A 13,748-nucleotide genomic window follows, 5' to 3' on the forward strand; every position below is an offset into this window, starting at 1 on the left:
CCGATACGTCCCTGCGTCGGACAGAAATACTGATGCGTCAGCGACTATAGTGTATTGGCCCATCGCACCATCGGTCGGCACCATATGCTCAACGTGAAATCCGGGGCCTGAAAGCACGCTCTCCGGCAAAAGTTGTGTGACATTTATAATCGGCGGCTGTTCGAACTGACCGCTGCCCTGCGCCCACAGCATTTGGGGAACGAGGAATACAAGCGCCAGCACTGCATAACCACCAAAGCATGAAGCACGGCGCGATGACGAATTACAACGGATCATTTGTCCCCCGCTAGGCTCCGTGAATCAGTGAAGCTCGACTTTACATTCAAACTCCCGGGACCAGTGCTCTCTGCACACGATCTACGTTCCCCCATGGATGAATGCTGCTGACTGACAGTTCTTACCATCGGTGCCAACCTAAACATTCTTAGGAGTTTGCCGCTATTGGACTTTAGGCCAATGGTCTTTAGTCCAATCAGGAGTCTTACTTCGGCGGCCGCGAAGGCTGTACTGGGTACTGTCAAATATACATCCATTCGGAAACAGGCAAGCGTCCGCAACATCAGCAGTTCGATCACGGTTGGTGCTCACCGGGGCTGCTTAACAGAGCGGCTTAGATCCCGCCGATCGCCGAGTTGGCAGCCCGGCGTCCGCCGTCGGTGCATCACTCGCGGATTCTTCGACGCAACCACAAGCGGAGGCGGTCTTTGGAAGCCGTTGGGGCGCGATCGAGGTAGCGTCAGACAGGCGCGGCCATTGGCATCGCCATGAGCGCGCTTCGGCGCGACGGAATCGATGAGCGAATCCTGCTCGAAGCGATTAACTGCGCTCGCGCCGTGGAAAAAACAAACGAAGCAAATATTAGACTTTTCGCCCCGCGCGCTGTGCGGTCGACTTAGTTACCCCTCGAGCTCCCGAGCTGTCAAAAGAAAAGGTCTTCGCATCGGTGCGGCGCGCGCCGAGCCGTTCCGCCATGCGTGCCAGTTCGGCGAGCGATCCGGCGCCCATCTTTTCCATAACCCGCGCACGATGGACTTTGACGGTTCTCTCGGTGATGCCCAGGTCCGAGGCAGCTTGTTTGTTGAGGGAGCCTTCCGCGACCAAGGCGAAAATCTGTCGCTCGCGCGGCGTCAATCTACCGTAACGCCCTTCTATAGTAGTAATTTCATCGTGCGAGGCTTTCAACCGGCGGCTCTGCTCGGCGGCACGAAGTATCGCCGCAAGCAGCGCGTCGCTGTCAACAGGCTTCTCCAGGAAGTCCACCGCTCCGCCCTTCATAGCTGTGACACCAGCCGGGACGTTGCCATGACCAGTAATGAAGACCAGCGAGAGATGAGGAGAGGTCTCTTTCAGCTCTTGCTGTAGTTTAAGGCCGTCGATACCGGGCATTCGAAGGTCGGTAACTGCGCAGTCGACTTCTTCGCGTGCGGAATTGTTGAGAAACTCGTACGGCGATGAGAAGGTAATGGCCTCGATGCCTGCCGACCTCATCAGACGCGCAAGAGAGCGGAGCGTCCGCGCTTCGTCGTCGATAATTGCCACTTTGATCGAGGCGCGCACGAGGCCTCCGGAAGTGGCGTCATTTGCGGCTTTCTGCATGTTCTTGCACTGGCAGCTCGATTATCAGAACCGCTCTGCGATCGGGATTGCAGAGCGCCTACATTCGGCTCCCGTGAGTCTCGACGATCATGCGCTTGCACCTTTCTGGAGACAAAGTTGATCCGCGGTCGTGCGTATCCTTCGAATGACGGTGTGGACGGAATGGTAATCCAGCCCACTTTGCGTTCTTATAGCCGAGACGCATTTCAAAGGATAGAGTTGCGCAGCGCTTCACATGCTGTTCACAAAAAACAGTGAAAGACTCATTAAGACATTGTCGCCGTTCGCGAAAACTCTTGATCCGCGGGCTTTTACGGTCTGTTGGCTATGGGTGAGGGGCCAATAACTGCGAGGATCGTTTTGGGCCCGCTGGCGCCTGGCGTTGCCATCGGGCGGCAACTTCTATTTGCTCTGCGCTTCCTATTCGCTGGCATCGACAGCGACTAGTCTGAAACGAGTCTTCGCTCGATAGGTGCATTCGCGCAAAACTCTTGATCGCGCAAAATGCCCGTCGCTCTTGACGACTCGGGCAGCACGGTCTCGTACGCATAGACGATCCAAGGCTTATCGGATTCGATGCTTACGTAGCAGTCCACGTCGGCGGTCATGTCTCTGCCCGTTAGCGCGACAGGAACGGAAAGAGGTACCAGATGCGCTCCATTCGACGATTCGCGCTGAGTGGAGTGCACTGCTTCCCCTGCGGCGTAGTGTTCGATTGCTCTTGCACATACGACGCTAAGGTCAAGTTCACAGCCGGTGCGTGCGGACTCGTTGGCCGGAGTCCGCGCACTGCAGCCAAGCAGCGCAAATTGAATCAGTATCTGTGCACCGAGACCCAATGTTGTTAGCGAGTTGCGCATTTCTTCACCGAGTTCGTTCTTCTCGCGAACGTTTACGAAGCACAATATCCGCTTCTGCATCAGGTGATGAAATTGGCCTTTGGTCCATAAGCCTTTGGTGCAATAGACTGCGACTGGACTTGAGCGAAGAATCCTCTTTCTCGAACCCGACCGACGAGAAGACCTGATTAGGGCGCTCGCTACTCTGAGCGGATGAATACAAAAGGCTCACAGCGGGTAGCTGCCACCATTGCAGTGCTGCTCATGTGCCTCTGGCAGCCGACAGGTGTCGTTGCCAATCCAGTCGACGAATCGATCTGCGATGCCGCCGCCGATCGCTTCCTTGCAGCAGAGAACTATCCTGAAGCGATTCGTCTTCACGGGGAGTTTCTGCGGAAAAATCCGACCAATGCGCTCGCTCACTATCATTTGGGCTTTGCTGAAGGAATGGTAGGCGACAAAACACAGGAGCTCAGAGAGTACCGGCGCGCCTCTGCGCTTGGACTCTCGCGCTGGGACTTTTTTCTGAACATGGGACTCGCCTTGCTCGATGGCGGAAACCTGGAGTCGGCGACGAACGAGTTGCGGCTGGCCGTTGGACTCAACCCGAGCCGACCCGAGCCGCACTTCAATCTAGGCCTGGTCTATGAGCGCCGCGACATGTTGACCGAAGCGGAGCAAGAGATGCGGGCGGCGCTACGCTCGGATCCTACAGAGCTGGATGCCCGAAACATGCTGGGCGTCATTTACGCTCGACAGGGAAAGACCGCGAAAGCCTTCAGCCAATGGCATGCCATGCTTCAAGACGCACCCTACTACAGCGCGGCTCGCAAGAACCTCGCAATTCTTGAGGGGAAGCGGCCTGTCTCACTGGTGACAGGGAGACGACCAATTATTCCCGGCCGTGCAGCAATTCGACCCAAGATCGCTAGGCTGAGTGCAGCAATGCGGCTTTAGCAGGGTATTGATCAAAGGGTTGAATCACGAGCTTGGCTTGGTCTGGTGAGATGACGAGGTGAGTATTGAGGTTGCGGGCGGGTTTCTGCCAAGTTGGGCCGTGACAGGCGCAGCTCGCTGGCGACTCGATTCATCCGCTGGGACAGAGCTTTGCGATTCTCAGCACACCTGGCACAGAATGAGCGGCGGCGGGGTGGCTCGGCGCTCGACCCTCGCACCACGTTTCTCCGAGGACGAAAGTCCTATGGAATCAGTGCGGTCGTTTGACCGGGACGCTCTGGGTCGAACACCCTTTGTATACTCAGGCCATGTTCGCGCTAACCCGTGTGCACGAACTTGCTCCCCAGCATCCCGAATGGACACAACACGAACCGTTCAAGGCCGTTCTCACGAACGATCGTGAGGCGATGGCCAAGTTCTCTGAATCGGATTGGGAGGTTATTCTCGCGGCCACTCACACTGGGATGACCACCGAAGCATTCCAGAAACTTGTGAAGCAATGGCTGGCAACGGCCAAGGACCCCAGGTTTCATCAGCCTTACACAGAACTCGTCTACCAGCCGATGCTTGAGGTCATGGATTTCTTGCGTGCCAACGGATTCAAGACCTACATAGTCACGGGCGGCGGCCAGGAGTTCGTTCGCGTATATAGTCAGCATGTCTACGGCGTCCCGCAAGAGCAGGTCGTGGGATCGAGTATCCTGACCAGGTACGAGTATCAGGATGGCAAACCGGTACTAATGCGGGAGCCCAAAGTATTTTTCATCGACGACAAGACAGGCAAGCCGATCGGGATCAACCTGTTTATCGGCAAGCGGCCATATGCCGCGTTCGGCAACTCGACCGGCGATCAGCAGATGCTTGAGTGGACCCAGGCGGGGAACGGTGCGCGATTGATGATGCTGGTCTTGCATGACGATCCAGAACGCGAGTACGCGTACGGTCCCGCTGCCGGTCTGCCGGATAGCAAGGTTGGTACGTTCTCTCAGGCGCTGTACGACGAGGCCAAGTCCAAAGGCTGGACCGTCATCAGCATGAAAAAGGACTGGAAGCACATTTTTGCTTTCGAGAAGTGAGGTGATGACGCCGAATAGAGGCGGGGTTATGGCCATTGAGACATTGTCGATGGAACCGCGCTTTTCAACACCCTTGATGCTAGATGATTTTTGCCGAACTGCCCGATGGCGTAACCCAAGGACTTGAGCAATTCCGCGATAGTTGGGTCCTCTACCCGAAATACCGCATTGGGTTCTGGCCCGTGATGAACGCGGCGCGTCTGGCCATGCAGCTTTGCTGGCCATAGTAGTCGGTGAAGGCATCACACAAGAGAATCTTTCGACAGTGCCAGCGCGCAATCTATCGCCTCGAACAAGGCTTTCTCATCTATAGGCTTGAACAGCGCTGCCACTGGATGTGACCGGTCGATCAGCCGCTTTGTTTCGGCGTCGTTACGGCCGCTGATCATGATCACCGGCAAGCCACGCTGCGATTCATTCAACACACCGATCAGTTCGACACCATTCATTTCTGGCATGTGGACGTCCACTACCATGCATGCATTGGTCTTCGGGATGTCACTAGCGAGCAAAGCGCTCGGCCGATCGAAGCTCATAACGGTGAAACCGGCGGATCGAATCAACCTGGCCGCGGCGGGTAGAAAAGATAAGTCGTCGTCCACCAGCAGGACCGTAGCCCTGGTATGCTTTGCGATCGATCCGACGGCTTTTACTCGTCGTGCCTTCGACTGTTTGGACACTGCAGCTGCGCGCTCCAACTTGCCTGCTTCGCACCGTGGACGCCGTACCTCGCCTATTTATCCGCTCGCCTTCTGGTTGGTGCCGTTGTACCAGAGAGACTTGGTGCCCAGATCACTTGCATAATCGAGAGCCAGCTGGTTGGGCTTCTTTACTGCGTAGTCTGCGGCGGCGGCAAACTGCAGCTTCAATCGGGTGGGTAGCAGCACCTGGTCAAAAGCTATCTCGGCATGCAAGGTGAACGATTTGGCTTCGGCGAGCGTCGAGCACGCGCCACGCAGGATCTTCTCGGCTTCCGGGTCCACATGAGAACTGGCCGTTTGCGGTTGCAACGCAGACGGCGGTCCCTTGCTTGTGGCAGAGGCCGGCGCGTCAACCGTGGCTTGATTCGAAGGCGCGATCACCCCATCAGCTGCGAGAGCTTTGCTATCAATCGTTATGAGTGCTGCGAGCATCATGGAAACCAAGGCGAACGAGAACGAGTTGGTCATCATGTCCGCTTGCTCTCGCCATCCGAATAGGGGACTTTCTGGCGTCTCGCTGAGAACTTAGCGGGTTTGTTCGGAATTGATAGTTGGACTTTAGGCCAATGCGCCGCCCCCTTCTGGCAATTTGGACCAAAGGCCTAGGTCCGGGGTGCTAGGGCAGGCGGGACGACACGAAATTGCAGCAGACGTGGCGTAAGACCTGTAGTTACGGTTGTGTGACAGTCAGGTTACTTATTGCCGCCTTCTAATTAATCTGCCCAAGTGATAAGAATTGCGGCGCACTAGCGCCATTTCCCCCAGCCCATCCGTGCGAGGGAAAGCTGCGCGACGACCATAATGCCCCTTGCTGTGCGGACGCGGGAGAGCACTGACGCTCGCTCCCACTGTCACGGAGAGAAGCTTATGAGCGTTGGGGGAGGATTTTCAGCCTACGCCCTGGAAAGGCTGAGCAAAGATCCGCAGTTTATTCTATATCGCGCCCGCGAGCCCGCGAGTCGCCGACGCGTCCTCCTGTTTGCTCCCGCTTCGGAGAACCTTCCGCAACATATTCTTAAGCGCATCGAGCATGAGTACGCACTGCGCGCTGAGCTCGACTCCGCATGGGCGGCGATGCCCATCGCTCTGGCTCACGACGGGGGGCGCACGATATTGGTGCGCAAAGACCCGGGCGGAGAACCGCTCGATCAGCTACTCGAGCGTCCGTTCGACCTAAGACAATTTCTGCGAATCGCGATCGGGTTGACAACGGCCCTAGCCGCAATGCACGAGCGGCGCATCGTGCACAGAGACATAAGACCCGCCAACATCCTGGTAAATGCAGCGTCGGGCAAGGTTTGGCTTACCGGCTTCGGCGTCGCGACCGGCCCATTGCGCCAACCACAGGCGCCCGAGCCCTCGGCGACCGTTGGGGCCACTCTTGCCTACATGGCTCCAGAGCAAACCGGACGCATGAACCGGTCAATAGACACTCGCAGCGACCTCTATTCGCTCGGAGTCATTCTCTATCAAATGCTCACCGGCACTTTGCCTTTCGTTGCCTCCGACCCTCTCGAATGGGTCCATTGTCACATCGCGCGGCAGCCGGCATCGCCGCATGAGCGAAGGAAAGAAGTTCCTGAGGCACTATCGGCCATAGTCCTGAAGCTTCTGGCCAAGAGCCCGGAGGAGCGTTACGAGACCGCGGCGGGCCTGCGAGCTGATCTCGCAAGCTGCCTGAAGGCTTTGAACGCCGTTGGACACGTTGAACCGTTCGTACTCGGCAGAGCCGACGTGTCGGATCGGTTGGCGGTCCCGGAGAAGCTCTATGGACGCGACCGAGAACGAGCGATTCTGGTCGAGGCATTCGATCGGGTTGTAGCTAGCGGTACGCCGGAGTTCGTTTTGGTTTCAGGGTACTCTGGCATTGGCAAGTCGTCGATCGTTAACGAGCTGCAAAGGGCGATCGTGCCAACCCACGGCATTTTCGTTTCAGGCAAGCTCGACCAGTACAAGCGCGAAATCCCCTATGCAACTTTCGCGCAGGCTTTCCAAAGCCTGATTCGCCAGGTGCTCAGCTGTGCCACCGTCGAGTTCGAAATGTGGCGCGACGCACTTATAGGGGCGCTGCAGACGAATGGGCAGCTCCTGATTAATCTGGTTCCAGAGCTGGAGCTGGTAATCGGCAAGCAACGATCCGTGCCGGAACTCACTGCGCACGAGGCTGAGAACCGGTTCCATCTCCTGGTTCGAGCTTTTATTGGAGTCTTTGCGCGGCCAGATCATCCGCTCGTACTCTTTCTGGATGATCTGCAATGGCTTGATCCTGCGACACTTAAGCTTCTCGAGCACTTGATTGTGCAGGTGGAAGTCCCTCACCTATTGCTCGTTGGTGCCTACCGCGATAACGAGGTTAACGCTTCCCATCCGTTGGCGCTGATGCTGGATGCGTTACGCGGGAGCAAAGCGCGGTTGGTTAAGATCGAGCTGTCGCCGCTCTCGCTTGATGACCTTGGCCGGCTGGTCGCCGATACCGTCCATCAGGAACCTGCGCTGACAGAGTCGCTCGCGCGACTGGTGCATGAAAAGACCGCGGGTAGTCCTTTGTTTGTGGCCCAGTTCCTGACCGCGTTGGCCGAGGAGCGCCTCCTCGAATTCGATCCGAGCATAGCGACTTGGCGATGGGACGTGGATCGCATTCGCGCCCACAGAAGCACCGACAATGTGGTCGACCTGATGCTCGGGAAGTTGAATCGACTCCCCGACAATACTCGTGAGGTCCTCAAAAAACTGGCTTGTCTGGGAAACAGGGCGAACGCCGCCACTCTGGCTGTCGTTCAGGGGCGGTCAGAGGAAGAGACGCACTCGGGTGTGAGCGAAGCCGTGCGGCAGGGGTTCGTTATACTTTCAGGCGATTCGTACGAGTTTGTCCACGACCGCGTCCAAGAAGCCGCCTATTCGCTGATCCCTGAAGAGGACCGCGCACACGTCCATCTGCAGATTGGTCGCCTGCTCATCGCCGCGACACCGGCCGACAAAATTGCCGAGCGTATATTCAACCTCATTAACCAGCTCAATCGTGGAACCGCACTAATCTCCGACTCGAACGAAAAATCTCGGGTAGCCGAACTTAACCTCCTCGCAGCAAGAAAGGCACGGGGCTCGACAGCTTACGCCGCGGCTTGCACCTACACGTCTGTCGGAATGTCGCTGCTGAGTGATGAGGACCGGGATAGCGCGTACGAGCTGGCGTTCGCTCTGAGAGTACTACGCGCAGAATGTGAGTTCCTACGCGGCAACTTCGAGGCGGCGGAAACCCTCGTTTCGCAGCTTCTCAAGAAAGCGAACTCAACAGCCAATCGGGCAACAGCTTATCGCCTCAGGATCGACCTTCACATCATGAAATCGGAGCATACCAAGGCGGTGGACAGCGCGCTCGAGTGCCTGCATGTTCTCGGTATACAGCTCTCCTCGCGCCCCGTCTGGGAACGCGTCAAGACCGAATATGAGGCGGTCTGGCGGAATCTGGGCCAGCGATCCATTGAGAGCCTGGTCGACCTGCCATCCATGACTGATCCGGCGATGCAGGCGGCCATGGGCGTGCTGTCTGTCCTCCATTCCTCAGCCTTCTCCGTCGATATCAATCTGTTCTACCTGTGCATCTGCCTCTCTGTAAATTTGAGCTTGAAGTACGGAACAACTGATGCTTCGGCACACAGCTACGCGTATTTTGGGTTTATCCTCGGAGCGGCCTTCCATCGGTACGCTGATGGTTACCGTTTCGCAAAGCTCGGCGTTGATCTGGTAGAGCGGCACGGTTTCGTCCCCTACAAGGCGAAGGTCTACATGACCATGGCATGGGCTGCGATTTGGACCCAGCCCGTCTCGACCGCACTCGATTTCGTCCAAGCCGCGTTCCGAGCTGCAATCGAAAGCGGCGATCTTACTTATGCTTGCTACTGCTGCGATTGGACGGTAACGGATCTGCTCGCGCGAGGAGATCGCCTCGACGACGTGTGGCGTGAGTCTGAAAAGGCTCTCGACTTCGTGCGGAGAGCCAAGTCCCGCGGGTACGTGAACCGTGTGCTAAGCCAGCAACAGTTCATCCAGAGCCTGCAAGGGCGAAGGTCGACATTCTCCACGTTGAGCAACACGTATTTCGACGAGGCGACCTTCGTGTCGCAGCTTGGCGCCGATGATCGGACAATACTCTGTTGGTACCGGATCCTGAATTTACAGGCGCGATACATCATGGGCGACTATGAAGCCGCCATCGCGGCCGCCGAGCAGGCAAACGGGGTGCTGTCGGCTGCGATCGGCTGTATCCAGTTGCTCGACTACCACTACTATACAGCGCTCGCGATCGCCGCGGTCTTTGACACCTCGCCGTCTGACCGTCACACCGAGTGGCGCGAGGCGCTCAACGAGCACTTGGAGCGGCTTAAAGAGTGGGGGGAGAGCTATCCGCCCACCTTTCTTGACAAATATTCCCTGGTTTCGGCCGAGGTTGCCAGAATCGACGGCAGGGACCTCGACGCGATACACCTCTACGAGCAGGCCATTCGATGCGCACGAATGAATGGTTTCACCCACAATGAGGCTTTGGCCAACGAAGCTGCAGGTAGGTTTTTTCTGAGGCGCAGCTGGGAGACGATCGGTCGCGCTTATCTCTGCAACGCGCGCTCCTGTTATATGCGGTGGGGAGCCTTCGCCAAGCTGGAGCAACTGGACCGGCTGTACCCCGGACTCGAAGAGCAAGCGACGCCGGATGCGAGTGCCACGACAGGTCTGTCAATTCAGGGACTCGATCTTACAACGGTGGTCAAGGCTTTGCGGAAGGTGTCCCGTGAGATCGATCTCGAGAAACTGATCGAAGCGCTGATGGTCAGTGCTCTCGAACATGCGGGCGCCACCCAGGGTCTCTTATTCTTGACCAGGGCGTCGGAGTGTCAGGTCGTCGCCGAAGCCACGACGTCCGGCGATCGGGTTCAGGTTAGGCTCGACCGCTCGCTGGCCGGGCTGTCTGCGTACCCCGAAAGAGTTCTTCGGTCCGTAGTACGAACGCTGGAGAACGTGATTCTCAACGATACTTCTTCGGTAAATCAGTTCTCTGAGGATGAATATCTACAGCTGAACTGCCCGCTGTCCATCCTCTGCCTGCCGCTGCTAAAGCAGCGCGAATTGATCGGTGTGCTCTATCTTGAGAATAACCTGACGTCCGGAGTCTTCACGCGGGATCGACTGGCGATACTTGAATTAATTGCCTCGCAAGCCGCGATCTCGCTCAAAAACGCTCAGTTGCACAGCGACCTGCAAGATGAAAACCGCGAGCGCAAAAAAGCCGAAGATGAACTCCGCCAGAGTGCTCACGCGCTCAGTCAACTCCAGGATGAGATGCGCCTGGCATCGCGTGCCGCGATGATGGGAGAACTGACCGCATCACTTGCGCATGAACTCAATCAGCCGCTGGGTGGAATCTTGAGCAACGCGCAGGCGATGCGGCGGCTGCTCGCCGTGACAAATCCGGATCTGTCCGAGATCGACAGTGCGATCGAGGATATCATCAGCGATAACTCGCGAGCGATCGAAATCATCCGCAACGTTCGAGGCCTCTTTGAAAGGGGCGATACGCGGATGGAACGAACCGATCTCAAGCAGGTTCTGCTCGATGCAGAGCGCATTCTCGCTCCCGACGCCGCGCGCAGAAGCGTACTGCTTAGGCTAAGTCTGCCGGCTTCTCTGCCAAAGATGCTTGGCAACCGTACGCAGCTTCTTCAAGCACTGATGAACCTGGCGGTGAACGCTTTCGATGCCGTGTGCGAGAAGGGCGCCGGGCCGCGGGAAGTTGAAATAGCGTGCAAGAGCGAAGATGGCCGCGTCCACATCGCGGTGAGAGACACCGGTAAGGGTATCGATCGCGAGATCGTGCCGCGCCTTTTCGACGCCTTCTTCACCACCAAATCCGGGGGCATGGGAATGGGCCTCGCGATCGTGCGGTCAATTGTCGAGAACCACGGCGGCCGGATTTTGATAACACGCAATTGCAGCGACGGAGCCACGATGGAAGTCGAGTTGCCTGTGGAGGCCGAACTGGCTATCACGAATTGAATGGCCGAGGAGGCGGTTGCGAACCGAAGATTCGCGAACCAAGGTCACCAATGTCGTCGCGGAGCCGCAAGCAGCTCAATAAGAGTGCAGGTTCAAGCGATCCGTGGAGCCCGCTCATTGCGCAAAGGAGTAGCAGACCGGGTGTTTTGTAACGGTCGGCACCACACAGGTCCAGGCGGACCTCGCAAAAATGATGATTCCGGTTGAACCGACCACTTGGAGCGCCAACTGGGCGTGGGCTCTCCCGCTCATCGTGCTCACCGTCGTCATCCACGTGTGCGGCCTGGCGATTATCAACGGGCGGGTCGTGCATGTACTAAGCGATTCCGCCGAGCGTCGAGGTTTCATGCCCAGGTTCGCGGTGGCCATGAGCGTCGCCGCCCTAATGGCCACCCTTCTGCTCGGAGTGGAAGCGGCTGCCTGGGCTGCAGCGTATCGGCTTTTGGGTGCGCTGCCGGATAACAAGCTAGCGATGCTCTATTCGCTTAGCGCGCTGACGAGCTATGGCCACGCGAATTTGTTTCTCAAGGCGCACTGGCAATTGATGGGCGCCCTGGAGGCGCTGAACGGGATGATGTTATTTGGGCTGACCACAGCCTTTTTGTTCTCGATGATTCAGATGGTCTGGCCGCTTGGAAGCCGTCAGCGGCACAAATAGAACGACTGGCAGCGAGGGCTTCCCCAACGAACATGTCGCCGCTCGTCCAGTCTCAGGGGAGACTACCAGGTCGGTCGCCAAATACGACCAAAGGTCAGCTTGCTGAAAAACCGCGCATCTGAATTTAATGGTACCGCCATTACGCAACGCACGGCGTCTTCAGACCAATGAATAGTTCTATCCCACGAGTATGGGCGACGTCCCAAGCAGCGGCGATTATCGCGATCATGCTCATCGCGGGATGCGGCGTGCCGTCGGTTACAAATGTCACACCCGAGCGCCTGGCCACCGGGGAGGCTCCTGGCCCTGCAGGGACTCAATTTCTCTCCGGTGGCGAGCCGGTTGCGATCGCGATAACGCCGGGCGGCAGCAACCTTTACGCTGCAAACCTACTCGACGGCACTGTCTCGGCTTTCACAGTCAAATCGACTGGCGGCCTTGTGGCAGTCGCTGGAAGCCCGTTCCAGACCGGACTTCATCCGATGGCACTGTGCGTCACGAGCAACGGCCGGTTTCTTTATGTCGCGAGTTCCGGAGGACAGAATGTGTCCGGCTACGCGATTTCCGCTGCGGGCACGCTGACTCAAGCCGGGGCGCCGAGCCCCGCAGGATTCAGCCCGGTCGGGGTCAGCGCCGACGCGACCGGCAATTTCCTCTATGTTACGAGCGCGATCGACAACAGCCTCTCAGCATTTCGCATCGACCAGTCGGCTGGCACGTTGAGCCGAATTGCAGGCTCGCCGATTACCATCGGCAGCGCACCGGTTGCGATTGCCGCGAATCCACGTGGCAGATACGTTCACGTACTGAGCGCCGCCAACTCAACTCTGACGACCTACCTTATCGGAGCGCAAACCGGACAGCTCACTCAGATTGGCCAGAGCCAGACCGGATTTCAGCCGAGCGCTCTGGCGATAGCGCCGAGCGGCGGGTTCATCTATACGGTCAATGCCGGCGACGGTACGATTTCGGAATTGGCGCTGGACCAACAAACCGGCGCAACGCGCACGCTCGCGGGATCGCCGGTGGCAACGGGCCTGAACCCACTCGGGATCGCGATCGATTCACGCGGAAGATTCGCCTATGTGACGAATTTCAACAGCAATGAAATTTGGGGGTACAGTATTGGTGCGGATGGAACACTCCTGGCGCTGCCAGGCCCAAAGACGCTGGCTGCCCCACGCCCGAAGGCTATTGCGGTAACCCCGAACGGCAACGTTCTCTACGTGACCAATGTCGATGCCAATGAAGTGAGCGCTTATGCAATCGGGAACGACGGCCAACTACAGCCCCTCTTTCATTAGAGTTTTCTGCACGGCGAGCAGGCGGACTGGCTTTCGACGCGAACCACGGCCGATCGCTTCGCCTGTGCTCCGCAAATTTATTCGGTCGGCGGCCAGGAACACGCATTGCGAAGGCTTTTGCGTCCGGTTGTCCCTGGTCAAACACCTTGTATCTGCAGATCGGCGTATCAAGATGGTAGCGGGCGTGGCAGACCGTAAAACCCTGGTCGGCGGCTCGAACAGTTGACCGGGCCGCGCGCACGGCAGGAGCCCCCATGTACGACGACGGTGGACCCTGTGGGCAACGCGCTTTCAACATAGTTGCTAATCCGGCGTGCTGCGCAAGCCCAGGGCCGCGACCCACTGGAGGGTGCGGCGGTTGACCGTGGAGGTCGGTCTGTCGGTGGCCACCGCCCATCGCATCTGGCAGGAGTACGGGCTGCAGCCTAACGTTACTGCTATTTACGAAACATCTCACTAGTTGAATCTTCAATTCATCGATAAGATCGACACGAACAAGAAGACCACTTTAGAATACGAATATTAAATCGATAATTATCGATTGAGGGAAGAGTACGATTGTCGATTGG

The 13,748-nt window shown here is 57.6% G+C and carries 10 protein-coding genes; 5 read left to right on the forward strand and 5 right to left on the reverse strand.

What is annotated here, in order from left to right; genetic code table 11:
- From VMI09_14785 to VMI09_14795, 3 genes are all read right to left on the reverse strand, one after another.
- On the reverse strand, positions 1 to 222 hold a 222-nt coding region (locus VMI09_14785), incomplete at its 3' end, for a hypothetical protein (protein ID HTQ25953.1).
- Between the two features lie 636 nt (positions 223 to 858).
- The gene (locus VMI09_14790; GenBank protein ID HTQ25954.1) at positions 859 to 1,596 is read right to left on the reverse strand and encodes a response regulator; all 738 of its coding nucleotides are present in this window, start codon (positions 1,594 to 1,596) and stop codon (positions 859 to 861) included.
- A 443-nt stretch (positions 1,597 to 2,039) separates the two neighbouring features.
- Positions 2,040 to 2,516 (reverse strand): hypothetical protein, encoded by a 477-nt coding sequence (locus tag VMI09_14795; GenBank protein HTQ25955.1) that lies wholly within the window; start codon positions 2,514 to 2,516, stop codon positions 2,040 to 2,042.
- Positions 2,517 to 2,648: 132 nt separating this feature from the next.
- Here VMI09_14795 and VMI09_14800 point away from each other — a divergent pair, with 132 nt between their 5' ends.
- Both VMI09_14800 and VMI09_14805 read left to right on the forward strand, forming a co-directional pair.
- Positions 2,649 to 3,392, forward strand: a complete 744-nt coding sequence (locus tag VMI09_14800; protein ID HTQ25956.1) for a tetratricopeptide repeat protein — start codon at positions 2,649 to 2,651, stop codon at positions 3,390 to 3,392.
- A gap of 263 nt (positions 3,393 to 3,655) precedes the next feature.
- Entirely contained in the window at positions 3,656 to 4,468 is an 813-nt protein-coding gene (locus VMI09_14805; GenBank protein ID HTQ25957.1) for an HAD family hydrolase, read from the forward strand.
- 242 nt (positions 4,469 to 4,710) lie between these two features.
- Here the strand turns inward: VMI09_14805 and VMI09_14810 are convergent, their stop codons facing one another.
- A complete protein-coding gene (locus tag VMI09_14810; GenBank protein HTQ25958.1) occupies positions 4,711 to 5,148 on the reverse strand; it encodes a response regulator in 438 nt (145 codons plus the stop codon).
- Between the two features lie 57 nt (positions 5,149 to 5,205).
- Positions 5,206 to 5,640 carry a DUF2092 domain-containing protein gene (locus VMI09_14815; GenBank protein HTQ25959.1) on the reverse strand — a complete coding sequence of 145 codons (435 nt, stop codon included), beginning with the start codon at positions 5,638 to 5,640 and terminating at the stop codon, positions 5,206 to 5,208.
- Between the two features lie 396 nt (positions 5,641 to 6,036).
- Between VMI09_14815 and VMI09_14820 the strand changes: the two genes are divergently transcribed.
- From VMI09_14820 to VMI09_14830, 3 genes are all read left to right on the forward strand, one after another.
- A complete protein-coding gene (locus VMI09_14820; GenBank protein ID HTQ25960.1) occupies positions 6,037 to 11,217 on the forward strand; it encodes an AAA family ATPase in 5,181 nt (1,726 codons plus the stop codon).
- A 190-nt stretch (positions 11,218 to 11,407) separates the two neighbouring features.
- Entirely contained in the window at positions 11,408 to 11,875 is a 468-nt protein-coding gene (locus VMI09_14825) for a hypothetical protein (GenBank protein HTQ25961.1), read from the forward strand.
- A 167-nt stretch (positions 11,876 to 12,042) separates the two neighbouring features.
- Positions 12,043 to 13,179, forward strand: a complete 1,137-nt coding sequence (locus tag VMI09_14830; protein ID HTQ25962.1) for a beta-propeller fold lactonase family protein — start codon at positions 12,043 to 12,045, stop codon at positions 13,177 to 13,179.
- The last annotated feature ends 569 nt before the right edge of the window (positions 13,180 to 13,748 follow it).

Source organism: Candidatus Binataceae bacterium (assembly GCA_035500095.1).
In the GTDB taxonomy this organism is placed as follows: domain Bacteria; phylum Desulfobacterota; class Binatia; order Binatales; family Binataceae; genus JAKAVN01.